23 protein-coding genes and 2 pseudogenes are annotated in these 25,053 nt (G+C 35.1%); 13 read left to right on the forward strand and 12 right to left on the reverse strand.

Annotated elements, in window-relative coordinates:
• Positions 1 to 2: 2 nt before the first annotated feature.
• From pxpA to V7719_RS07100, 4 genes and pseudogenes are all read right to left on the reverse strand, one after another.
• Positions 3 to 746 (reverse strand): 5-oxoprolinase subunit PxpA, encoded by a 744-nt coding sequence (gene pxpA / locus V7719_RS07085; RefSeq protein WP_335729187.1) that lies wholly within the window; start codon positions 744 to 746, stop codon positions 3 to 5.
• Positions 743 to 1,969: an Nramp family divalent metal transporter gene (locus V7719_RS07090; RefSeq protein ID WP_335729188.1), complete on the reverse strand. Its 1,227-nt coding sequence runs from the start codon at positions 1,967 to 1,969 to the stop codon at positions 743 to 745. The genes pxpA and V7719_RS07090 overlap by 4 nt, the downstream gene beginning before the upstream one ends.
• Positions 1,962 to 3,080: a DUF2891 domain-containing protein gene (locus V7719_RS07095; protein ID WP_335729189.1), complete on the reverse strand. Its 1,119-nt coding sequence runs from the start codon at positions 3,078 to 3,080 to the stop codon at positions 1,962 to 1,964. The genes V7719_RS07090 and V7719_RS07095 overlap by 8 nt, the downstream gene beginning before the upstream one ends.
• A gap of 42 nt (positions 3,081 to 3,122) precedes the next feature.
• Positions 3,123 to 3,269, reverse strand: a pseudogene (locus tag V7719_RS07100) (ATP-binding protein); the annotation flags it as partial.
• 125 nt (positions 3,270 to 3,394) lie between these two features.
• On the opposite strand from V7719_RS07100, the gene V7719_RS07105 reads away from it, so the two are divergent.
• The 11 genes and pseudogenes from V7719_RS07105 (at position 3,395) to moaA (ending at position 10,419) form a co-directional block, all read left to right on the forward strand.
• The gene (locus tag V7719_RS07105; RefSeq protein ID WP_335729191.1) at positions 3,395 to 4,573 is read left to right on the forward strand and encodes a molybdopterin molybdotransferase MoeA; all 1,179 of its coding nucleotides are present in this window, start codon (positions 3,395 to 3,397) and stop codon (positions 4,571 to 4,573) included.
• 9 nt (positions 4,574 to 4,582) lie between these two features.
• Positions 4,583 to 4,921, forward strand: coding sequence for a winged helix-turn-helix domain-containing protein (locus V7719_RS07110; protein WP_335729192.1), 339 nt, complete (start codon positions 4,583 to 4,585; stop codon positions 4,919 to 4,921).
• The gene (locus tag V7719_RS07115) at positions 4,922 to 5,662 is read left to right on the forward strand and encodes a sulfite exporter TauE/SafE family protein (protein ID WP_335729193.1); all 741 of its coding nucleotides are present in this window, start codon (positions 4,922 to 4,924) and stop codon (positions 5,660 to 5,662) included. It abuts the gene before it with no gap.
• 1 nt (position 5,663) lies between these two features.
• Positions 5,664 to 6,248 carry a molybdenum cofactor guanylyltransferase gene (mobA, locus tag V7719_RS07120; RefSeq protein WP_335729194.1) on the forward strand — a complete coding sequence of 195 codons (585 nt, stop codon included), beginning with the start codon at positions 5,664 to 5,666 and terminating at the stop codon, positions 6,246 to 6,248.
• Positions 6,232 to 6,465, forward strand: a complete 234-nt coding sequence (locus V7719_RS07125; RefSeq protein ID WP_335729195.1) for a MoaD/ThiS family protein — start codon at positions 6,232 to 6,234, stop codon at positions 6,463 to 6,465. The genes mobA and V7719_RS07125 overlap by 17 nt, the downstream gene beginning before the upstream one ends.
• Positions 6,466 to 6,532: 67 nt before the next feature.
• Positions 6,533 to 7,234, forward strand: a pseudogene (locus V7719_RS07130) (HesA/MoeB/ThiF family protein); the annotation flags it as partial.
• Complete coding sequence (locus V7719_RS07135; RefSeq protein ID WP_335729355.1) at positions 7,223 to 7,630, forward strand: rhodanese-like domain-containing protein; 408 nt, start codon at positions 7,223 to 7,225, stop codon at positions 7,628 to 7,630. The pseudogene V7719_RS07130 and the gene V7719_RS07135, both read left to right, overlap by 12 nt.
• A complete protein-coding gene (locus tag V7719_RS07140; protein WP_335729196.1) occupies positions 7,627 to 8,070 on the forward strand; it encodes a molybdenum cofactor biosynthesis protein MoaE in 444 nt (147 codons plus the stop codon). Before V7719_RS07135 ends, V7719_RS07140 begins: the two co-directional genes overlap by 4 nt.
• Before the next feature lie 48 nt (positions 8,071 to 8,118).
• Positions 8,119 to 8,418 carry a four helix bundle protein gene (locus V7719_RS07145; RefSeq protein WP_335729197.1) on the forward strand — a complete coding sequence of 100 codons (300 nt, stop codon included), beginning with the start codon at positions 8,119 to 8,121 and terminating at the stop codon, positions 8,416 to 8,418.
• A gap of 70 nt (positions 8,419 to 8,488) precedes the next feature.
• Positions 8,489 to 9,412, forward strand: coding sequence for a bifunctional molybdenum cofactor biosynthesis protein MoaC/MoaB (gene moaCB / locus V7719_RS07150; protein ID WP_335729356.1), 924 nt, complete (start codon positions 8,489 to 8,491; stop codon positions 9,410 to 9,412).
• The gene (gene moaA, locus V7719_RS07155) at positions 9,412 to 10,419 is read left to right on the forward strand and encodes a GTP 3',8-cyclase MoaA (RefSeq protein ID WP_335729198.1); all 1,008 of its coding nucleotides are present in this window, start codon (positions 9,412 to 9,414) and stop codon (positions 10,417 to 10,419) included. The genes moaCB and moaA overlap by 1 nt, the downstream gene beginning before the upstream one ends.
• Before the next feature lie 136 nt (positions 10,420 to 10,555).
• On the opposite strand, the gene V7719_RS07160 is transcribed toward moaA, so the two are convergent.
• Positions 10,556 to 12,094 (reverse strand): YifB family Mg chelatase-like AAA ATPase, encoded by a 1,539-nt coding sequence (locus tag V7719_RS07160; protein WP_335729199.1) that lies wholly within the window; start codon positions 12,092 to 12,094, stop codon positions 10,556 to 10,558.
• An 84-nt stretch (positions 12,095 to 12,178) separates the two neighbouring features.
• Complete coding sequence (locus tag V7719_RS07165) at positions 12,179 to 13,006, reverse strand: hypothetical protein (protein ID WP_335729200.1); 828 nt, start codon at positions 13,004 to 13,006, stop codon at positions 12,179 to 12,181.
• Positions 13,007 to 13,130: 124 nt separating this feature from the next.
• Between V7719_RS07165 and V7719_RS07170 the strand changes: the two genes are divergently transcribed.
• Positions 13,131 to 14,603: an SLC13 family permease gene (locus V7719_RS07170; RefSeq protein ID WP_335729201.1), complete on the forward strand. Its 1,473-nt coding sequence runs from the start codon at positions 13,131 to 13,133 to the stop codon at positions 14,601 to 14,603.
• A gap of 189 nt (positions 14,604 to 14,792) precedes the next feature.
• Entirely contained in the window at positions 14,793 to 14,990 is a 198-nt protein-coding gene (locus tag V7719_RS07175; protein ID WP_335729357.1) for a hypothetical protein, read from the forward strand.
• 5 nt (positions 14,991 to 14,995) lie between these two features.
• Here the strand turns inward: V7719_RS07175 and fdhF are convergent, their stop codons facing one another.
• The 6 genes from fdhF to V7719_RS07205 all read right to left on the reverse strand — a co-directional run bounded on the left by fdhF (position 14,996) and on the right by V7719_RS07205 (position 24,981).
• Positions 14,996 to 17,722 (reverse strand): formate dehydrogenase subunit alpha, encoded by a 2,727-nt coding sequence (fdhF, locus tag V7719_RS07180; RefSeq protein ID WP_335729202.1) that lies wholly within the window; start codon positions 17,720 to 17,722, stop codon positions 14,996 to 14,998.
• A 9-nt stretch (positions 17,723 to 17,731) separates the two neighbouring features.
• The gene (locus tag V7719_RS07185; RefSeq protein WP_335729203.1) at positions 17,732 to 19,384 is read right to left on the reverse strand and encodes an NADH-ubiquinone oxidoreductase-F iron-sulfur binding region domain-containing protein; all 1,653 of its coding nucleotides are present in this window, start codon (positions 19,382 to 19,384) and stop codon (positions 17,732 to 17,734) included.
• A gap of 6 nt (positions 19,385 to 19,390) precedes the next feature.
• On the reverse strand, positions 19,391 to 20,215 hold the full coding sequence (gene fdhD, locus V7719_RS07190) for a formate dehydrogenase accessory sulfurtransferase FdhD (protein WP_335729204.1): 825 nt from the start codon (positions 20,213 to 20,215) through the stop codon (positions 19,391 to 19,393).
• 111 nt (positions 20,216 to 20,326) lie between these two features.
• A complete protein-coding gene (locus tag V7719_RS07195) occupies positions 20,327 to 21,994 on the reverse strand; it encodes a formate--tetrahydrofolate ligase (protein WP_335729205.1) in 1,668 nt (555 codons plus the stop codon).
• Positions 21,995 to 22,079: 85 nt separating this feature from the next.
• The gene (locus V7719_RS07200; RefSeq protein ID WP_335729206.1) at positions 22,080 to 23,036 is read right to left on the reverse strand and encodes a YheT family hydrolase; all 957 of its coding nucleotides are present in this window, start codon (positions 23,034 to 23,036) and stop codon (positions 22,080 to 22,082) included.
• Between the two features lie 49 nt (positions 23,037 to 23,085).
• Positions 23,086 to 24,981 carry a CocE/NonD family hydrolase gene (locus V7719_RS07205; protein ID WP_335729207.1) on the reverse strand — a complete coding sequence of 632 codons (1,896 nt, stop codon included), beginning with the start codon at positions 24,979 to 24,981 and terminating at the stop codon, positions 23,086 to 23,088.
• Positions 24,982 to 25,053: the final 72 nt, after the last annotated feature.

Below are 25,053 nucleotides of genomic sequence, written 5' to 3' on the forward strand. Positions count from 1 at the left end.
AATTAAGAAATTTCGATATTATTTTTCCTTAGTTTTACTATTAAATCTTTTAAATTTTTTACGACATCTTCTCCGTCTCCGTGCACACAAAAAGTATCTGCTTTCAACTCCACTTCTACTCCATTTATGGCAGTTACTTTTCCGTCAATAATCATTGGATACATATGTTGAAACATAGCTTCAGAATCATGAATTACTGCATGCTCCTCAGTTCTTGAAACCAAAGTCAGGTCTTGATTGTAATTTCTATCCGCAAAAGCTTCAAACTTAACTTGCAAACCTTCTTTACTTGCGGTTTCAGAAATAATCGATTGAAAAGGCACATATAAAAAGATCTCATTACCAAAACGCTTAACAACATCCACAATTATAGATGCTGTGTTTTCATCTACAGCTGCTAAATTATATAAAGCGCCATGAGGTTTTATATGATGTAATGGTACATTCTGCTTATCAAGAATGGTTTTTAAGTTATCTATTTGCTCATAAATACTATTGTGTAATAACTCTGAAGTCATCTTCAAAACTTTCCTGCCAAAATTCTCTTGATCTGGAAACGATGGATGCGCTCCAATCTTCACCTTATAGTCTTTCGCCAATGTTACAACGGTTTCCATGGTAGAGGTATCTCCTGCATGACCACCACAGGCGATATTACAAGAGGAAATCAATGGCATGAGTAAGGCTTCATTGCCCATACCTTCACCTAAGTCGCAGTTGATATCTATTTTATTCACAAGAATCATAACAAATTAAACACTTTCAAAATACTCTTAACACCTAAAAACAAAGCTATTCCGAAGATAACAAATCCGAGAATATTTTGAACTAATGAGTTTTTATATTTCCCAAGGACTGACGCCTTGTTCATTATCCACAATAAAAAACCAGCAATCACAGGCAATAGCAATCCGTTAGCAACCTGAGCAAACTTTATAATTTCAATGGAACTAAATCCTATTGAAGAAAACAATACGCCTAAACCAAGAATAAACATCCATACCATTCTAAATCGTTTGGTTTTCATATTAGAGCTCCAACCTAAACACCCTGAAGCGACATAAGCCGCTGCCAAAGGTGCTGTAATTGCACTTGTTATTCCTGCGGCAAATAAACCTAAAGACAGGAAATAGGATGCATAATTTCCGAATAGCGGCTCCAAACCTTTGGCCAAATCCGCAGCGCTATTAACTTCAAACGTCTTTATAGCAGCTGCCGAAATAATGATACACATAGATACCATTCCACCAAGAACTACAGCAATAATCGTATCCTTTCGAGCATATTTTAAATCGGTTTCACTCTTCCATTTTTCTTTTACTAAGGAGGCATGTAAAAACAAATTATAAGGCACAACGGTTGTTCCTACTAAGGCGATGACTGTAAGAATACTGTCGTCTGAAAACTTCGGAATAAACAGTCCTTTAAATATTTCTGACAGATCTGGTTTGGTTAATATTGCCGTGATTAAAAAAGCCAAACTCATTAAAATCACCAATGAGATTAACGTTTTTTCTAAGATTTTATAATTTCCGATGTATAGCAAAACAAAGGCTACAGCACCTATGATTAATGGAAAAATGCCAAATGAAAAATCATAAATAGAAACTTGAGATTCACCAAACACAGCCTCTAACCCTAATACACTGCCACTAATATTCCCTGCTTCATAAGCCGCATTTCCAATAACAATTGCCGACAGAATTAAGATAATAGCTAAGGTTCTAAATATAGGATTTGAAATTTCAGACCGAATCACTTCAGATAAACCCTTTTGTGAAACAATACCCAAACGTGCTGACATTTCTTGCAAGACAACCGTTGCTAGAATTGATAACAACATTGCCCAAAGCAATGAAAATCCAAAGTTCACACCAGCTAGAGTGCAAACAGTAACCGTTCCTGGACCAATAAATGCTGCTGCTACTAATGGTCCGGGACCAATATTTTTAAACCAGTTTTTAATCACGTTCCACAGAATTTAATGCATAAATCGCAAAGCTACCCAACCAATGACCACCTTCATAACTATCACCGACAATACTAGGCAAGGAATAATTGATGTGCTGATTAGCAATATTTTTCAAATGTGCGTATTCGGGTAAATTACGAGCAATCTCATTTAAACTCCAGGCTCTAGAAAAGTTAACACCATCGAGGTGCACGAGCTTCCCGTCGCTTCTATCACTTACTTTACCAGTATCTAAATTGAAATTTTTATCTTTTAACTGCGGAAGGAAATCATTGAGCCAAGTTTTAAAATCTTCGGTTGGCAATACACGTTTCATCAAAGCAGCTTCCTCGAAACAAGGCGAAAGAAAATCGAATCCACTCGGCTCCCAACTCAATGGACAACCAGCATCACTACTATAAAAATCTTTTGCTCTTAGTTCAATTAAAGCTTTTAAGGGTGAATTTCCAACGGTTTTTGCATAATCGTATGCGAATGACAATCCGAAAGCTGTATTAGGATGTTCACCTACACGAATAGGATAGTACAGTTTTGGCAAGAACTCTAAATATTTGGTGATGATTAAATCAGTTAAAGGCTGCAGATTAGATTCTAATTCTCTAGCCACTGGATCATCCCATGTATGCAATTCTTCGGCGAGTTTTAATAACCAAGCCCAACCGTAAGTGCGTTCGTAGCTTGTATTGTGTTTTCCGAAGAAATATGCCAATTCTGTTTCCATATTAGCTTTCGACATATTCTCTAAAAGCATTCTTTTGGCATCTTCTGAAGTTTCTAAGTCCGGAAACTGCTTCAACAAACTCACTAAACTCCAATGTCCATGAACTGCTGAATGCCAGTCAAAGCAGCCATAAAACGCTGGATGTAAGTCCTGAGGAGATTGTAAATCTGCATCACTACCAATGGTTTGATTGAGTTTATTTGGATATTCGATTTGTATACAATGAATGGGCAGTTGCGCTAAGCGATTGGCCTGAACTAAATCGATTGTTGGGATTGGAGCTTGTTGAATTTCGATTTTGGTTTCAGAATTTTCAGCTGTTTTCTTTTCCGAAGTATTGCAGCTCATTACTAAAATCGCAAAACAGAATAAGTAATAGTTTTTCATGTTATAAATTTAAGGTTTTAAACGACAACATTATTAAGATTATTATCCCAACCCACCTTCACAATCCATACTTCGGTATTGTATGGCTTCGGAAATGTGAGTACCTTTAATAGATCCTGATGGTTCTAAATCGGCAATCGTTCTAGATACTTTTATGATTCTGTCACAAAAACTAGCGGATAAACTCAAAATTTTCAGTTTTAAATTTTTAAATAAAAACTGTATATCTAATTTACGAAAACACAATTATTTAATAAAATTTATAATTTCATAAACCCTATTCGTTATATTTGTAAAGATATAACGGTATTTGTATGATTTCGATAAATGAAGCTATTCAGTTAGTTAAAACCACAACCCAACCACTTTTTAAAGAAACCGTTAAATCTGTTGAAAAATCTGGAAGTTATTATTTATCTAAAGATGTGTTTTCTCCAATTCATATGCCCCCTTTTAGGCAATCTGCTATGGATGGTTATGCTTTAAATTTAAATGACAACCTATCATATACACTAATTGATGAAGTTAAAGCAGGAGACGCACATCAACCCGTATTGAAACCTGGAGAAGCTGTTAGAATTTTTACTGGCGCTCCAGTTCCAGATACAGCTAACGCTATTATGATGCAGGAAAAAGTTAAATCTAGTGGGGATAAAATTGTTATTGAACATAATATATCTGAAGAACACAATATCCGACCTCTTGGTGAACAAGTAAAAGAAGGAGGTATTGCCTTAAAAAAAGGAACAAAACTTACACCAGCTGCCATTGGCTATTTAACATCATTGGGAATTACAGCAGTTTCCGTTTATAAAAAACCGTCAATTGCATTAGTAACTACAGGAAATGAATTGATTAAAGCGGGACAACCTCTGAGTTATGGTAAAATATACGAGAGTAATTCTATAATGCTTCAAAATGCGTTATACAATTTAAAATTTTACGATATTACTTTACATAAGATTGCCGATGATTACGAAAAAACAAAATCTAAACTTCAATCTGTTTTAAATCAAAATGATTTAGTGATTGTGACGGGTGGTATTTCGGTCGGTGATTATGATTTTGTTGGAAAATCACTTCTCGCGTTAAACACCGAAGAAATCTTTTATAAGGTGAAACAAAAGCCAGGGAAGCCTTTATTCTTTGGAAAAAAAGAAGGCACACTTATTTTTGCATTACCGGGAAATCCTGCCGCTGCACTTAGCTGCTTTTATACCTATGTATATATCTCATTACAGAAAATGATGAATCAAGAAGCTCTTGAATTGCCACGTATTAAAGCAAAATCGCTATCAAACTTCAAAAAGAAAGGTGATAGACCCCAATTTTTGAAAGCCATTTACAATAATGGTGAAGTTGAAATTTTAGAAGGACAGAATTCATCAATGCTGCAAACATTTGCACTTTCAAATGCACTAGTTTATATAGCTGAAGATATTTTTAAAATAGATAAAGGTGATATAACTGATGTTATATTATTACCCGTTTGAACCATTATTATGAGCTATAAAATTAAAAGCAGAATATGGATTGAGTCCAAGAACAATGTTTTTCTTGGTGAAGGTCGCGTACATTTATTAAAAGCCATACAGGAAACAGGTTCATTGTCTAAAGCTTCAAAGTCCCTAAATATATCATACAAAAAAGCATGGCACCTTTTAGACTCTGTAAACAAATCTGCTAAAAAACCAGTAACCATAAATAGTATTGGCGGAAAAGGTGGTGGTGGCGCAGAAATTACCGAATACGGAATATCGTTAATTTCTGCTTTCGATGAGATTAACAAAAGCTGTTGGGTGTTTTTAGATGAACAACTTAAAAAAATTGAACGTATATAAATGTTACAAAACGAAAACATATACCTTTTTCTATTAATTCTACCAATAGTCTCGTTTCTATATTCTAGCGTTGGTCATGGTGGAGCAAGTGGCTATTTGGCTTTAATGGCATTATTTTCATTTGTGCCAGAAAGCATGAAACCCACTGCCCTATTACTAAATATTTTCGTGGCTGGAATTTCTTTTTACTATTATTATAAAGCAGGTTTTTTTAATAAAAAACTTTTTATAATATTCGCTATAACTTCTATTCCATTGGCCTTTATTGGTGGTCGGCTAGAAGTTGATGCGTCCCTTTATAACAAAGTATTAGCTGTATTATTAATTTTCGCCATCCTAAAAATGCTTAATGTTTTTGGAAAAGAAAGGGAAACTATCAAGAAAGTTAAACTTTGGCAAGGACTTATAATTGGTGGTATAATAGGCTTCTTTTCTGGACTAATCGGTATTGGTGGCGGCATTATATTAACCCCTGTAATTCTACTTTTGCATTGGGGTAAAATGAAAGAAGCCGCTGCGGTTTCGGCATTATTTATTTGGGTAAATTCAGCTTCTGGGTTAATTGGTCAATTGAGTAGCGGTATTACTATTGAAAAAGAATCATTTTTATTGGTTGCCGTAGCACTAGTTGGAGGTGTTTTTGGCGGATATTACGGAAGTAAAAAAATAAACAATAAAAAGCTTCGCTACATTTTAGCCTTTGTATTAATTATTGCTTGCGGTAAATTATTTTTCACATAGTATGATAGAGAAAAAAGACATAACAGGCATTATTTTGGCTGGTGGAAAAAGTTCCCGTATGGGAACAGATAAAGGTTTACTATTATTAAACGACAAAGCTTTTGTTCAGTATAGCATTGATGCTTTAAAGAAACTAGTTTCAGAAATTATAATTGTTTCAGATAATCCAAATTATGATGCATTCGGATTAAAACGCATAAATGATATAACAAAAAACGCAGGTCCAGTAGCTGGAATATGCTCTGGATTGGAAGCGACATCAACTGAATATAATTTAATTTTAAGTTGTGATATTCCTTTGATTACTTCAGACCTATTGAAAAAGTTGATTGAAAGTATTGATGACACTTCTGAAGTCATTCAAATTGAAAGTAATGGCAAAACAATGCCGTTAATTGCTTTGTATAAAAAGCAATGTAAAGACAAGTTTTATGATTTTTTAAAAAACGATGAGCGACGATTACGAATTGCAGTCAAAGCATTCAAATCAAAAAATATAGTATTGGAAAAAGAAAACGAAATGTTTACTATGAATGTAAACACTCAAAACGAATTAAAAGCTGTAGAAGATGCATATAACCGTTAAATACTTTGGACAAATAGCTGAAGTTACTCAGCTAGACGAAGAATCTTTAGAGTTTTCAGGAACTTTAATTTCTGAACTTTTAGACCTACTTTATTCAAAATATAAAGTATTGAAAAACAAAGATTTTCAGGTGGCCCAAAATCAAGAATTAGTTTCTATTGAAACTGAACTCACAGGAAACGAAATCGCATTATTACCACCATTTGCTGGTGGTTGATAAAAATTAAAGTGGAAGTATTGAATCGTTGAATCGGTTAAACAACTAAACGAATAAACTTTTAAACAACATAATGAGTAGATACGACAGACATATCATACTTTCGGAAATCGGACAAATTGGCCAAGATAAAATTTCCAATGCCAAAGTACTCGTAATAGGTGCTGGTGGTTTAGGTTGCCCTATTTTGCAATACCTAACCGCTGCCGGAATTGGCTCTATTGGAGTTATGGATTTTGACGTAGTTGAAATTTCAAATCTTCAGCGTCAAGTATTATTTGGAACATCATCTTTAGGAATTAATAAAGCCATTGCTGCAAAACAGCGTTTGGAAGATTTAAATGATTGTATTTCAATTATTGCATATCCTGAAAAACTAACACATAGAAATGCTATTGATTTATTTAATCAATATGATATTATTGTAGATGGTACAGATAATTTTGAAACACGCTATTTAGTTAATGACGCCTGTATTATTTCAAACAAACCATTAGTTTTTGGAGCTATTTATAAATTTGAAGGCCAGGTATCAGTTTTCAATTATAAAAATGGGCCAAGTTACCGTTGCTTGTTTCCTAATCCGCCAGAAAAAGGAGCTATTCCGAATTGTTCTGAAATTGGTGTATTAGGCGTGCTTCCTGGGATTATCGGCAGTATGCAAGCCAATGAAGTTCTAAAGATTATATTAAGTATTGGCAATGTGCTTTCAGGACAATTACTTTGTTATAATGCTTTGACTTCGCAAACATCTGCTTTGAAAATTAATAGAAACGAGGCTATTATTCAATCCATTTTAAAAGAAAAAGATGGATTTCAGAAAAAACAAATCAATATTGGCTGTGATATTGAAATATTAGAAGTTTCAATAGAAGATATAATTTCAGAAGAAAACATTCAATTTATTGACGTTAGAGAATTACACGAATATCCAAAAGTAGAAAATCTAGAAGTAACTTATATTCCTTTAAGTGAATTAGAGCATAACATAGACAAAATTGATTCAACAAAAAAGAAAGTGCTTTTTTGCCAATCTGCAGTACGAAGTAAACGGGCTGTTAACTTATTACAAGAATTAAATATTAAGAACACTTTCAGTTTAAAAGAAGGGGCTTCAGAAATTATTAATCACATACAAGAACAACATAAAATGTCATCGCAATGAAAGATAAAAAGCCTAAAAATGTATTCAAAGATGGTGCAATAACCTCAGAATTTATAGGAAATTCCATTTATAAACACCAAACCAAAACAAGTATTGGAGCACATAATATTTTTTTAGGGCAAGTACGTGCTGATGATATTGATGGAAAAACAGTTTCTGCAATCGAGTATACCGCTTACGAAGATATGGCAAACGCCAAGTTTCATGAAATTCGTGAAGTTGCTTTTGAGAAATACGAATTAACGTGCATGCACATTTATCACAGTTTAGGAATAGTAAAAGCTGGTGAAATATGTTTATTTGTTTTTGTTTCATCACCTAGACGAAAAGTTGTTTTTAAAGCTCTAGAATTTATTGTTGAAGAAATAAAGGCGAATGTTCCTGTATTTGGAAAAGAGATATTTGAAGACGAGTCACATCAATGGAAAACAAACACTTAAAGTGTCTTTGTCTAATTGTTGATTTGTTCAATCGTAAAAAAATAAAATATGGCATATACGTTTTCATTTGAAAAATTAAATGTTTGGATTGATTCTAAAGAGTTGATAAAACTTATTTATACCATCACAAAAGAATTTCCAAGTGATGAAAAGTATGGATTAACAAGTCAGCTTAGAAGGGCATCTGTTTCAGTAGCTTCAAATTTAGCAGAAGGCACATCAAGAAACACAAATAAGGATAAAGCTCATTTTACAACTTTATCGTTCAGTTCTTTAATGGAGGTTTTAAATCAAATCATTATTGCAAAAGAATTAAATTTCATAGCGGACAAGGATTATCAAACATAAAGAACAGAAATTGAAAAAATTTCTAATAAATTAAATGCTCTAAGAAAATCACAATTAAACAAATAAACGAATCCACACCAACATGGTCGATATTACAAATAAAAGTACAACTTTACGAACCGCATTAGCACAAGCTATTGTTAAGGTTAGTAAACCCGAAACGATTACTGCTATTCAAAACGATACAGTTCCAAAGGGCAACGTATTTGCCATGAGTAAAGCAGCGGGCTTGTTAGGAGTAAAACGCACACCAGACATCCTACCCGATTGTCACCCCTTGCCTATTGAGTTTACAGGTATAGAATACGAAATAAACGGATTAGAAATTACAATTCTATTTACTGTAAAAACGATTTATAAAACTGGCGTGGAAGTGGAAGCCATGCATGGAGCTAGTGTAGTGGCATTAAACATGTACGACATGCTTAAACCCATTGACAAAGGTATCGAAATACACACTATCAAGTTACTAAATAAAAAAGGCGGGAAATCTGATTATAGAGACCGATTTAGAAAAGATTTAAAAGCAGCAGTTATAGTTTGCAGTGACACTATTTCTGCTGGACATAAAGAAGACAAAGCAGGAAAAGCCATTATAGAAAAATTAGAATCATGTGACGTGAAAATTGCAGATTATATTATAATTCCTGATGAAATTGATGACATTCAAAAAAAGGCTAAAATCTATCACGAACAAGGTATTGATTTAATTATTTATACTGGTGGCACAGGACTTTCAAGAAGAGATGTTACTCCAGAAGCTTTAATTCCATTACTTGACAGAAGAATACCTGGTATTGAAGAAGCTATTCGTAATTACGGACAAGATAGAATGCCTTATGCTATGCTTTCACGCAGTATTGCTGGCACTATTAATAACACTCTAGTATTAGCTTTACCTGGCTCTACAAACGGAGCCAAAGAATCCATGGATGCAATTTTTCCGTCGGTATTACATATTTTCAGAATTCTAAAAGGCCTAAGACACGATTAATGAATACAGATAAAAACATATTACAAGATTCACATGGTAGAGACCATGCTTATTTACGGATTTCATTAATTGAACGTTGTAATTTACGTTGCACGTATTGTATGCCAGAAAATGGTGTGAAACTTTCACCAAAGAGTCATTTAATGACTTATGAGGAAATTTATGAAATAGCAAAAACCTTTGTTGACCATGGCGTTACAAAAATAAGATTAACAGGTGGCGAGCCTTTAATTAGAAAAGACATACCTGTTATTTTAGAAAAGTTAGCGACGCTTCCTGTTGAATTATCAATCACTTCAAACGCAGTTATTATCGATAGATTTATTGATATTTTAAAGACTAACGGCGTTAATAAAATCAATGTGAGTTTAGATTCTTTAGATAAAGAAAAATTTAAACACATAACAAGAAGAAATGAATTTCAAAAGGTTTACAACAACATTTTATTATTAGTTAAAGAAGGGTTTAAGGTAAAAGTAAATGTCGTTTTAATGAAAGACTTCAATGAAGACGAAATCATTGATTTCATTCACTTTACAAAAGATTTACCAATCGTTGTTCGGTTTATAGAATTTATGCCCTTTGATGGCAATAAATGGAATATAAGTAAAATGGTGTCGTATGCTGAAGTCATGCAATTCGTAAACACTTCTTTTTCTGAAACGCAAATTGAACGCTTACAAGACGCACCTAACGATACCTCTAAAAACTATAAAATAAAAGACTATAAAGGATCTTTCGCCATTATTAGCTCGGTAACCAATCCGTTTTGCGATTCGTGTAATAGGTTACGCTTAACAGCTAATGGTCAATTAAAAAACTGCTTGTTTTCAGCAACAGAATCCGATTTATTAACGACACTTCGTGAAGGTAAATCGATTGAACCTATTATTCAAAAAGCGGTGCAAGCTAAGCTTAAAATCCGTGGAGGAATGAATACTATTGAAAAACTTCAAGAGCCAAAATTGCATTCTAAAAACCGAAGCATGATTACTATTGGTGGTTAATCATTTTATTAAAACCCCCTTCTCAAAACTACATTTTGGAGCTTCACGAAGTGAGAACTTATAAGCATCTAAAAGACTCTCAAAAGGTATGTTATTAGACTTAAAAGAATCACTTTATTTCAGCACTTTAGAGTTTTTACCCCAACCAACCTTCACGATCCATACTTCGGTATTGAATGGCTTCAGAAAGGTGAGAGCCATTAATAGATTCTGAAGCTTCTAAATCGGCTATCGTTCTTGATACTTTTAAGATTCTGTCGTAAGCTCTAGCGGATAGATTTAGTCGTTCCATTGCCGTTTTTAAAAGTTGCATGGACGCATCATCCAGCTTGCAATGCGCTCTAATTTGTTTGGTATTCATCTGCGCATTATAATGCACGCTATTTGATTCCTCAAAACGTTTAGTCTGCCTCTCTCTTGCTGCAGTTACCCGTTTTCTAATATCAACGGAAGATTCACCTTTGCGTTCATCTGATAATTTCTCAAAAGGCACTGGCGTCACTTCAATATGAATATCGATACGATCTAATAACGGTCCGGAAATTTTACTCAAATACCGCTGCATTTCTGCAGGAGAAGACGTAACTGGTGCATTAGGATCATTAAAATAACCACCTGGACTCGGATTCATACTCGCGACCAACATAAAGGACGACGGATAGGTCACAGTAAACTTTGCTCTTGCAATAGTCACCTCTCGATCTTCTAATGGTTGACGCATCACTTCCAACACTTCGCGTTTAAATTCTGGTAATTCATCTAAAAACAACACACCATTGTGTGACAAAGAGATTTCTCCTGGTTGTGGATAGCTCCCTCCTCCTACTAGCGCAACATTTGAGATCGTATGATGCGGACTCCGAAACGGTCGTTGTGCCATCAATCCGGTATGTGCTTTCACGCGACCAACGACTGAATGGATCTTCGTCGTTTCTAAGGCTTCATGTAAAGTCATTGGCGGCAAAATACTAGGTAGTCTTTTGGCAAGCATTGTTTTTCCTGCTCCTGGAGGACCAATCAAAATAATATTATGACCTCCTGCTGCAGCGATTTCCATACAACGTTTGATACTTTCCTGACCTTTGACATCACTAAAATCGAATTCTGGAAAATTGAGACTTTTATTAAATTCTTCGCGCGTATTAATGATGGTTTGTTCTAAAGGTTTGTCCTTATCAAAATAATTGATGACTTGCGCAATGTTATCGACACCATAGACTTTCAATCCGTCAACAATAGCTGCTTCTTTAGCATTTTGCTTCGGAAGAATAAAACCTTTAAAGCCTTCTTCCCTAGCTTTTACAGCAATAGGCAAAGCGCCTTTTATGGGTTGTAGGTTTCCGTCAAGAGATAATTCGCCCATAATGAGATATTCCTCAATGTTTTCGGCTTTTATTTGATTGGTGGCTACGAGGATTCCAATGGCAAGTGTAAGGTCGTAAGCAGAGCCCTCTTTCCGTAAGTCGGCAGGTGACATATTAATAATAATTTTCTTTCCCGGAATTTTATAGCCGTTATTTTGAAGTGCTGCTGCAATCCTAAAATTACTTTCTTTAATAGCGTTGTCTGGAAGTCCGACAAGATGATAACCAATTCCAGTATCGACATTAACTTCAACAGTAATGGTCGAGGCTTCAACACCGAAGACTGCACTAGCATAAACTTTTTTAAGCATTTATAGAATATTTTCTATAAATATAATTTAAAATTTAGGACTTTACAAAAGTGATGTCGCTATAAAATTCAGCAATACATTTAATTATGCAATCAACACATCAGTAATAACAGATTCCAAATCATGATGCTTGTCCTCAAAAGCCGTTAACCATTGTGAAGTTGCCGAATGATCTGAAAAACTATTAAGTGCCTGCATGACTTCATTTTTATGTTGTATAGGCAAGGTTTCTACAACACCAGTCAAATTATCAAATAACTGAAGTGGTGAATCTGTAGCTTCGCTTAACTTAAACGCAATCTTTCCCGTAATGTCTAAAAACTGTAAATAATTAACTTTTGTCGTTATTGGTCTTGCAATATTCAAGCGATCAAAAACTTCGTTTACGACTCTACTCGTTTGTCGTCCCCAGAGGCCATCCACGATAATCTCTTTTCCGTAGATAAATTTAAGTACCATTTGCACATACAAGGTTTCCGATTTTGAAGATTCGTTATAATCGACATTGACGCTTGTATCAATATGCCAATGGTCAGCATGATTAGGATAGAGATGATTAAGTACAATTCCAAAATGCTTTCTCAAAAAGGATTCAATACCCAAATACAACTCCTTTTGATGCACAAAATTTAAGGTCACCAGCGACGTATTAGACCAAAATATCGCATCTAAATCGAAAGCACGACCGCTTCCATGCTGACCAGGTTTATCAACAAAAATGCCTGCAGTCGTCATGACTTCTGGTTTTCCTAATGGACAATGTTCAAAGACCTCATCAAAAGCATCTTTTAAGATATTTAAAAAATTAGAATCTACAGAAAAATTCCGCTGTTTGCCTCTAGTTCCGTAAGGATGACTTGTAAGTCTTGCGTAGTGTAATGGTATCCCATTGATTGAATTGATTGCTTTCATAATTAAATAATTTAAGATTAACTATCTATTAATTAGCATCATAAGGGAGAATCTAAATTTACGAAAAGTTTTACAATCTCAAAGTTTTATATTTATATCTTAGTTGCGCAAACAAACATCATTTATGAATCTTACCAAACGTATTGGTTTGGTCTTAGGACCTATACTTTTCACTTTAACCATTTTATTCTTTAATCCTGAAGGCTTATCTCCTCGAGCAAATGCAATACTCGCCTCTACACTTTGGATTGCCATTTGGTGGATTACCGAAGCCATCCCAATTGCTGTAACAGCCTTATTACCAATCATCTTGTTTCCGTTATCTGGCGGATTAGATTTACCGACGACGACAAGTGCATTCGGACATAAATATGTCTTTCTGTATTTGGGTGGATTTATCATTGCGATAGCTATTGAAAAGTGGAATCTTCACAAGCGTATTGCGCTCAATATCATCAATATCATTGGAAGCGACGTACGGAAAATCATTCTAGGTTTTATGGTTGCTACTGCGTTTTTATCGATGTGGATTTCAAACACAGCAACATCTGTTATGATGTTACCTATTGGCATCGCCATTATCAAACAACTCAAAGACAATCCTAATACTATTGAAAACGAAAATCTCATCTTCGGCAAAGCACTCATGCTAGCCATAGCTTACAGTGCATCTATTGGTGGTATTGGAACTTTAATTGGGACTCCTCCAAATTTGGTTTTGGCTGGCGTTGTCTCAGATATTTATGGTTATGAGATCACCTTCTTTCAGTGGTTTATTTTTGGCTTTCCTATTTCGTTAGTATTGCTTTTTATCTGTTGGAAATATCTCACGCGATTTGCATTTAAGTTTAAACAAACTGAATTCCCAGGCGGAAAACAAGAAATCAAGCGACTATTGAAAACGCTCGGAAACATAAGTTATGAAGAAAAAATCGTTGCATTTGTTTTCGGATTAACAGCCTTTTGTTGGATTACAAGATCGTTCTTATTGAAAGGCTTTTTGCCAGCACTTGATGATACCATAATTGCAGTCTTTTTTGCCATCATTTTATTTTTAATTCCAGCGAAAAACAAAAAAGAGCAAATCATCAATTGGGAAGAAGCCGTCAAATTACCTTGGGGAATCATTTTACTTTTTGGAGGCGGAATGGCATTAGCCAAAGGTTTTGAAACAAGCGGATTAGCTGAATGGATTGGAAGCCAAATGACCGCCTTTGCAGGAATTTCTACGATACTCCTCATCTTATTATTGGTGGCTGCAGTCAATTTCTTAACCGAAATCACGTCCAATTTAGCCACTACAGCGATGCTCCTGCCTGTTTTGGCTCCAATGGCGCTTACGGTAGATATTCATCCATTTGTATTAATGGTTGGCGCTGCTGTTGCTGCATCCTGTGCTTTTATGCTTCCTGTAGCGACACCTCCAAACGCTGTGGTGTTCGGTTCTGGTTATTTGAGAATTCCAGATATGGTGAGTAAAGGTATCGTTATGAATATCATCTCGATTATTGTCGTCACGTTATTCGTTTTCTTCTTACTTCCAGAAGTTTGGGATCTTGTGGTTGAAGGGTTTCCTGTAGAACTAAAGCTTGATTAAAACACAAGTATTTATACCACTTTACCTTTTAATAAACTTTACAGCTTGTTGCTGATTATTACTAGTATTAACAAGTGAATGCAACATGTTGATGATGCTTTTACCGAAGATGAAATTGAACGCTTAGAAGATGCACCAAACGATACCTCCAAAAACTATAAAACAAAGGGTTAAAAAGGTAGTTTTACTATAAATAGTTCTGTAACAAATCCGTTTTGTGATTCGTGTAATAGGTTGCGTTTAACAGCTAACGAACAACTAAAAAACTGTTTGTTTTCATCAACAAAATCTGATTTATTAACCACACTTCGTTCAGGAAAACCTATTGAACCTAAATTGCATAATAATAATAATAATAACCGAAGTATGATTACGACAGCTGGATAATTATACTAAATGAGTTGTTTTTTGTATTTCCCTTTGCTTTTTCTAATTCTAACAGCAACCACTTTGTATTCCGGACACATTGCTTCAGAATCATGGATATCTCCAGTGAGATTATTAATCATAATTTCTGGGAAATGAAATGTAGTACTTAGAATTCCTTTTTTTACTTCATCAGTAATACGAGCTTTTACATCAACTTTACCTCTAGGCGATTCCAAACACACATAATCGCCATCATTAATTAAATTTTCAGAAGCATCCTCTGGATTAATCATTAAATAATCATCCTTCAAAATTTCCTCATTAGCTGTTCGGCGTGTCATTGCACCACAATTATAGTGTTCCAATTCGCGATTCGTAGTTAAAATATAAGGGAAGTCTTTGGCATGAGATACTAATTCTTGAGTTTCTTCCCAAGCGTTAAACTCGAAATAGCCTTTTCCTCTTTTGAAATCTACAGTATGCAAAATTTGAGTATCAGTCCCATCTTTAGCCACTGGCCACTGCAACCCGTTCTTACCTAAATTCTCCCAAGTAATACCAGCGAAGAAAGGGACAATTTGAGATATTTCTTCTAGCATTCCTTCTGGTGTATAATCAGCTTGAGGATAACCCATTTTATTCATAATGTCCACAATAATTTGACCATCAGGTTTTGATCCTACAACTGGCTCGACAACTTGACGAACCGCTTGTACTCGTCTTTCCCCATTTGTAAATGTGCCACTCTTTTCTAAGAATGAAGCTCCAGGTAATATCACGTCAGCATACTTAGCTGTTTCTGTCATGAATAACTCCTGAACAATTACAAGGTCGGTAGATTCAATTGCCTTAATAACCTTTTTAGTATTTGGATCTGTCTGTACGATATCTTCTCCAATGACCCAAAGTGCTTTCAATTTCCCTTCTAATGCAGCGTCAAACATTTCAGGGATTTTATATCCTATCACTTTTGGCACGTCTACACCATAGAATTCATTATACTTTTTGTTTACTTCATCATTAGTGACATCTAAATATCCTGCGCCTTGGTGTGGCTGAACGCCCATATCAGCACTACCTTGCACATTATTTTGTCCACGCAACGGATTAACACCTACACCACGTCTTCCTATATTCCCTGTCAATAAAGCTAAATCAGCTATTTGAATCACTGTAAACGTTCCTTGAGAATGCTCTGTAACTCCTAAACCATGAAAAGACATTGCATTTGGCGCTTTTGCATATGCTACAGCTGCAGCTTTAACCTCTTCTCTATTTACGCCAGTTACGGCCTCGAGAGCGTCCAAATCAATATTTAAAATTTCATTCTGAAAGGCATCATAACCTTCTGTTCTACTTGCCACAAAAGAAGCATCAACTAACCCTTCGGTAATAATGTAATACATCATCATATTAAGAAGTGCAACATTGGTACCTGGTCTTAAGGCTAAATGATGAGTTGCATATCTTGCCAATTCCGTACGTCGTGGATCTATAACTATAGAAACATTGTTAGATTTCATTGCAAACTGTTTCATTTTAGCTCCGGTTACAGGATGTGCATCGGTTGGATTTGCACCAATCACCATAATGCAATTAGTATCTTTTAAATCATCAATTGAATTGGTCGCAGCTCCTGTTCCAAAAGTTCTCTGCATTCCTAATGCTGTTGGAGAGTGACAAACTCTTGCGCATCCATCAATATTATTTGTTCCTATAACAGTCCTAATAAATTTCTGCATTAAGTAGTTCTCTTCATTGGTACATCTTGCTGAAGATATTCCGGCAATTGAATCTGAACCAAACTCCGATTTATAATAACTCAATTTTGATGCTATATACTCATATACTTCATCCCATGAAACTTTTTCAAAAGTTCCATTTCGTTTTATCATTGGTGAATCTAAACGATCTTGATGATTATAAAACTTAAAGGCATAGCGTCCTTTAATACAGGTATGTCCTTGATTTACTTCAGCATCATATGGTGCTGTTATACTTAATATTTCACCATTACTCGTTGACACTTCTAAATTGCAACCAACACCACAATAAGTGCAAATCGTTCTCGTAGTATCTGTAGCTTGAATGGCTTTTGACTGAAAGACATCAGAAATTGCAGATGTTGGACATGCTTGTGAACAAGCACCACAACTCACACAATCGGAATCCATAAAAGAGTCATCCAATCCTTTGATAATATGTGAATCAAATCCTCGACCCGACATACTCAACACGAACTCTCCTTGCACCTCATCACAAGCTCTTACACAACGATAACAATTAATACATTTAGATAAATCTGAAGTCATATATGGATGACTTAAATCCTTCATTCTATATAAGTGGTTATCCCCTTCTGGATAACGCACTTCACGTATGCCTACCTGAGCAGCTACAGTTTGTAATTCACAGTTACCATTTACTTCACAAGTCAAACAATCAAGAGGATGATCGGTTAAAACCAACTCTATAATATTTTTTCTCAATGCTTTTACTGAATCTGTACTTGTATAAATATGTTGGCCTGCAGCTACAGGTGCATGGCAAGACGCCATTGTTTTTACTGGACCGTTTTCTTCAAGAGCGACTTCCACACTACAAACACGACAAGACCCAAATGGATCCAAATTAGGAGCATCACACAAGGTAGGAACTAGTCCGATTTCTCTATAACGTCGGATAAAAGTCAGCATAGTTTCACCTTCAACTATTTCGAATTCTTGATTATCTATATACGCCGTTTTCATGGGTTCGTTTTAGTTGAAATGTGATTTTAATTCATCATCAAAATACTGTAACGCGTTTCTAACAGGAAGTGGAATACCTCCACCATGAGCGCACAATGATCCTTGTTCTAATGTGGTCAATAAATCGGTAAATAACTTGCGATCGATTTTATAATCTGATGTTAATGCTTTTTCAGCGAGCTCTTGACCACGCTTTGTTCCCAGTCTACATGGAAAACATTTGCCACAACTTTCATAAGCAGCAAAATCAAAAAGATGTTCAATAAATTTTAGAATCGGATAATCAGAAGGTACGGAAACTATAGACGCATGTCCTAGTAAAAATCCTTCTTTTGTGAAAGATTCAAAATCAATTGTCAAATCTTTAATTTTCGAAACTGGTACTAATCCTCCGAGAGGCCCACCAATTTGCAATGCTTTTACTTCAGATTTAAAACCACCACCTAACTCATTTACTACTATTGATAAAGGCGTTCCCATTTCAACTTCATACATTCCTGGCTCATTAAAAAAACTATCCAAACATACAAGTTTAGTTCCTGAAGAACGCTCCGTACCAATAGCCTTCCAAGAACTTCCACCATTTTGAATTATATAGTGCAATGCGGCCAAAGTCTCCACATTATTAACTGTAGTCGGTTTATTAAACAACCCTTTTTGAGCTGGAAAAGGAGGACGTATTCTAACTTCAGGTCGTTGACCTTCAATCGAGTTAATTAAAGCCGTTTCTTCTCCACATATATATGATCCTTGAGCCTGAATAATTTTAAACTGAAAACTAAAACCACTCTCGTCAATATTGTTACCAATTAAACCTTCCCTTTGAAGGTCATCAATTGCATCCTGAACAATTTTTACTGACTCAGGATATTCTGCTCTTATATAAACTATACCATAACTAGCATGCGTTACATAACCAGAAATCAACATTCCAAATAAGACAGAATGCGGTTGATGCTCTAGTAAATAACGATCAGAGTATGCTCCTGGATCTCCTTCATCGGCATTACATATAATAAATTTCGTTTCATTTTCAACATTACGACAAAACTCTAACTTTAATCCCATAGGAAATCCAGCACCTCCTCGTCCACGAACATTTGAAATCTTAATTTCCTCTAATATTTCAGACGAATCTATTTTTAAAGCGTCTCTAAATGGCTTGTAATAATCTACTACATTTGTAAACGCTTTAGTTAAGATTTGTTTCCCACTCGCCTTAACATTGTAGGTGTCGCTATTTAAATCACCTGAAGAATCAATAATAGCTTTTAAGCTTTCACTGGCTTTTCCAGAATAGTTTTTTCCATCATAATGAAACGCAGAATTCTCATGACACCGTCCTAAACAGGTCATATGGCCAATTTCATCTGCTTCAAAATGATCAGTTAATGATTCAATTACTTTATCTTGAGTTCCGGCACATACACATGCCGTACCATTACAGACATACACTTTTTTTCCTTTGTTTTCAGGTTTTAAAAAATCGTAAAAACTAGCTGTTCCAAAGGTGTTTGCTTTCCCAACTAAAAACTCTTCAGCAAGTTTTGCTAATTCGATATCACTTGGTGCCCCTTCCGATTTAGCCATTTTACCGAGCGTATCAAAGAGATTTTCGTTGACTCCTTTTCTTCCTAATAACTCACTTAAATTATCTGACATATATTATTAACTCGCTTTTGTATCGATTTTATTCAATTTTGTTCGTTGTGGATTCGAATAACATGTTGCTCTGTCATCTCTACAGAATGCAAATAAGGTTATTCCTAGTTCTTTTGCATAGTCTACAGCCAAGGATGATGGCGCAGAAACAGCTGCTAAAAATGGAATTTTTGCCTTAAAACATTTAATGACTATTTCATAAGAAATACGCCCACTTACAGTTATAATTTTTGCATCACTCAATTTATCTGTTAAGATTAATTTCCCAACAACCTTATCAACCGCATTGTGGCGACCTATATCCTCCATCGAACACAACAAGGATCCATCAATAGTAAATGCAGCCGCAGCATGCGTTCCCCCAGATTTCTTAAAATCATGTTGCTGTATTTTCATTTTATCAAACAGCTGATGAATTATAGCAATATTTATTTTCTTTTTATCATCAATGGCTTTGCCAATATGTGCTAAATCACCGAGTTCCGTTTTTCCACATATGCCGCAGGAAGACACAGAAAGCAAACTTCTACTATTTGCATATCCATCTCCTAATAAATCTTTAGGAATATCTAGATTAACAATCGTTACAATACCATCTTCATTTTCTTTAGTCAAAATGAGCTCTGGATTATAATTTGGATCGTTCAATAAATCCTCCGAATGTAATAACCCACGAACAAGATTAGTATCTTCACCTGGTGTTCGCATAGACACAGTAAAAGGCTTTCCATTAATATTAATTTGCAAGGCTTCTTCTACGGTTAAAGCATCCACAATATTTTGTGCCTTAACCAATTCAAATTTCTTCCCTTCGTAGTTTCGAGTTGCCATACCTAACATCGCATTCTGAAGTGCGGTTTACACAAAGTTAATGGATTTTTTCGAAATGCAATTGTTAAAAAAAAGTGCCGCCAAAACAGAGGCTTTCATGCTAAAATCAAACTAGAACAAACCAGAAATATTTCCGTCATTATCGATATTAATTTTTTCAGATGCAGGATGAGCTGGTAATCCAGGCATTCTCATCATAGCTCCAGTAATTGGAACCAAAAACCCTGCGCCTGCTGCAATTTCTATTTCTCGAACAGTAATTGTGAAATCTTTCGGACGTCCCAGTAATTTTGGATTATCTGACAGTGATTTTTGAGTTTTCGCCATGCAAATTGGAAGACTATCTAATCCTAAATTTGAAATGGTTCGTAAATTCTTTTTAGCTTCCGCGGAATAATCAACCTGCTTAGCCCCATAGACTTTAGTGGCTATCGCTTCAATTTTATCAACTACACTCATATTCCAATCATACATTGGCGTAAAATCAGATGTGTGTTCTTCAACCACTTCAACCACATGTCTTGCTAAATCTAAAGCACCTTTCCCTCCTTTAGCCCATACTTCAGCTAATGCAACACGTACATTATTTTCTTTTGCAAATTGTTGAATAGCTTTAATTTCTGCATCACTATCAGTGATAAATCTATTGATTGCTATAATTGGAGTTAAATTAAATTGTTTAACATTTTCAATGTGCTTTTCTAGATTGGGAATACCTTTTTTAAGCGCATCAACATTTTCATCCGTTAGTGATTTTAAGTCAGCACCACCATGGTATTTTAGTGCTCTAATGGTAGTTGTTAATACTACAGCCTTAGGTGACAATCCAGCGCTCTGACATTTAATGTCCAAGAATTTTTCAGCACCTAAATCTGCACCAAAACCAGCTTCTGTTACTGTATAATCAGAAAGCGACATACCCATTCTAGTGGCTATTACAGAATTTGTTCCTTGCGCAATATTTGCAAATGGTCCTCCATGTATAATTGCCGGATTTCCTTCTATTGTTTGTACAAGATTTGGTTTAATAGCATCCTTTAACAAAGCAGCCATAGCGCCTTCAACTTTTAAATCTCTGGCATAAATCGGCTCTTTATTAAGAGTATATCCCACAAAAATATTTCCAAGACGTTTTTTTAAATTTTCTAAATCATCAGACAAACACAAAATAGCCATTATTTCAGAAGCAGCAGTAATATCAAATCCTGTTTCCCTAGGAATTCCAGATGTCGCACCTCCTAAACCAACAACGATGTTTCTTAGCGCGCGATCATTCATATCCATTACACGTTTCCATGTGATCGTTCGCGGGTCCAATCCTAATGAATTTGTTTTACTCTGAATATTATTGTCTATAACTGCAGACAATAAATTATGTGCCTTTTCAATTGCTGAAAAATCTCCAGTAAAATGTAAGTTAATGTCTTCCATTGGTAACACTTGAGAATAACCTCCTCCTGTAGCTCCACCTTTTATTCCAAAAACGGGACCCAATGATGGTTCCCTTAGTACTACTGTAGTTTGCTTACCCAGTTGGTTTAACCCTTCCGAGAGCCCAATAGACATGGTTGTTTTTCCTTCGCCTGCAGGTGTAGGCGAAATAGCGGTTACCAAAATCAAATTGCTATTCTTTACTTTATCTTTATCTATTATTGAATGTGGTAATTTTGCTTTGTACTTGCCATACATCTCAATAGTATCTGGATCTAATCCTAACTTTTTAGCAATAGTGCTGATATGCTTAAGCTTTACTTGCTTTGCAATTTCTAAATCATTCATTATGTAGTCTAGTTAAATTATTGAATTATAAATAGATATGAAATATACTGTTTTTCGAAAAATTTTTACGCTTCTAATCCGAAAATTATTTTTGCACAAACTCCAAAGCACGTTTTTCGCTATAATAGATATTTCCTTTTTGAATAAACCCTACATGACCACCAAATTTGGGCATTTCTAAATAGACATTAGCATTTGCCTTAGCTTCTTTGACGGGATAACATTCTGGAGATAAAAAAGAATCATTTAGTGCATTCATAATAAGCGTTGGAACTTCTATGTTTTCCAAGAATTGCAAGCTACTTGCTTTCTCATAATAATCTGATGCGTCCAAAAAACCGTGCGCTTTTGACGTATAATACTCATCAAAGTCTCTTAAAGTTTTAATTGACTTAATGTCCTCAACAGTCACTCTATCAGGAAACCTTTTAATTTTAACTTTTAGTTTATCAACTAAGTGTTGCCGAAACCTAATAGCAAAGGCCTTATTTTTTAAAGCATGTAATTCACGAGCGGAACCATTAAGATGAACGGGTACAGAAATAGCAATTGCCGACTTAATTTCCTTCGGAATAATTCGTTTTTCACCTAAATACTTGAGTGTAATATTTGCGCCTAAACTAATCCCTTTAATATAAACTTTGGAATAGCTTTTATTCTGAATACAATGCTGCACCACATCATCTAAATCGTTAGTTGCGCCAGAATGATAACTATGGTAGAACCGATTATCTTCACCACTACAACCTCTAAAATTCACAGCTACAGCATCAATTCCGTTTTGGTTGAATAATTTGGCGGTACCTGTGACGTACGGCCGTTGTGCATGACCTTCTAAGCCATGAAGCAAGATAATTACCGCATCCGATTTATCTTCAGCATAACTCCAGTCCAAATCTAGAAAATCGGCATCACGTGTTTCAATACGTTCACGCTGTTGTTGTAGTCCTTTAATTTTTCGGAATATTCCAGAATACACAGTGGCTATAAACCCATTCTTAAACAGAAAAGGTGGTTTGTAGGATGATTCTATTATTGGCATTCTTTAGTCTTCAGTTTGCAGTCAGCAGTAAGTGTTTTTAATACAAAACTTAGTTTTGTAAAATCGTGAATTCAATAGACGAGTCGTTAAATACCTTATGGGTTTGGGCTTTAAAATCTTCTTCTTTTGCCTCAAAGATATTATCCACATAAGTTTGCGGATTAGCATCTATATAAGGAAAGAATGTGCTCTGTACTTGCACTTGGATTTTATGACCTTTCTTAAACGTATGAAACACATCCTGAAGCTTTAAATTGACACCTGTTTTCTGATTAGGCACAAAAGGCTCTGGAGTTGTCATACTGTTTCTAAAGCGACCTCTCAACACTTCACTTCTAATCAGCATATGGTAATTACTCAATTTTAAATGATCTTGTATATCTTCATTGTCTTCGGCAGTTTCTGTATCTGCAGGAAACACATCAACCACTTTCACAATCCAATCAGCCGCTGTACCTGTGGTAGATACATTTAGCTTCGCTAAGATATCGCCGGCTAAGGTTGTATCATCTTCTAATACTTCAGTTTCAAAAATTAAAACATCTGGACGTCTAGCCGCAAATCGTTGATCGTCTGTCATAAATTTTCTTGGTGTAAATACGACTTTAACATCTTCAGAATAAGGAACTGGTTTTCTAGGATCACTCACAAAATTTGAAGTCGCAATCATACGATTAGCCTTTTGTGTCAGCTTTTGGTAAGGCTGCATAAAATAACTTTTCTTAGAGGCATTAGCGGGAGGCCAAGCATCAAAACTCACCCATTCCTTCTTACCTGTATCAAACATATGCGCTTCTGGCAACTTCGTATTTCCGTTAGCATCACCTTTTAAGAAATGGTTGAAGAATGGTGTTTCAATTTCTTTCTGAAAATAGTCTGAAATATTATCTCCAAAATGAATATTCCCGATCACTTGACGGTCTTTCGCTCGTGCCCAATCTCCATGACTCCATGGGCCGAACACCACTGAATTATAATTATTACTGTTCTCTTCAATACTTGAATACGTATTGAATGGACCATATAAATCTTCAGCATCAAATAATCCACCTACAATCATTGTTGCGGGTTTGATATCTTTTAAATGCTGAATGATTCCGCGGCTTTGCCAAAATTCATCATAATTAGGATGCGTTTTAATTTGCTCCATAAACACATTGTCTTCTCCATAATATCCATCTAATTTACTTAAGGGCATATTATCAACAAAAAACTGATATTGATCTTCGGTTCCTATGTCTGGAAACTCATACCAAGCTTCTTTAGTTGGTTTGTCTTTCATATAACCAAATACCGAAGTTGCTCTCCAATAACTCAATAAAAAGGCACCATTATGAATAAAATCATCAAAATAGAAATCACCAATACAGGCTTGAGGAGATGCCGCTTTTAATGCTGGATGACCAGACAATACAGAATATGTTGCGTAAAATCCAGGATACGAAATTCCATAAGTACCAACATTACCATTGGTATGTTCAACGTTATTAATTAACCATTCAATTGTGTCATAAGTATCGCTAGCCTCATCGATTTGATTTCCTGTTTTATTCGGAATAAAAGCTCTCATATTGTCATAAACGCCCTCACTATTCCATCGTCCGCGAACATCTTGATACACCATGATATTACCTTCTTCCATAAGGTATTTATTTGGTCCAACTTTACTGCTAAATTCAGTTTCTCCATAGGGTCTACAACTATATGGTGTGCGTTTTAGAAGAACTGGATACGACTTAGAAGTATCTTTAGGTGAATAGATAGTTGTATGGAGTTTTATACCATCACGCATTTCTATCATTACCTCTTTCTTGGTGTAGTTGTCTTTGACATAGGTGTTTTCAACCACAGCAACTTCGACTACATCAGTATTAGTTGTTGGTGTTTCTTTACAATTTGTAAACGTAATTGCTATTAAAGTAAGAATGAAAATTCTTTTAATCATAGTTGGTGTAATTTTGAAAAGTTTAAAGATAATGAATAAAAAAACCTTTTAAAGATTCATCTAAAAAAGGTT

Source organism: Psychroserpens sp. (genome assembly GCF_036960315.1).
Classification (GTDB): Bacteria; Bacteroidota; Bacteroidia; order Flavobacteriales; family Flavobacteriaceae; genus Psychroserpens.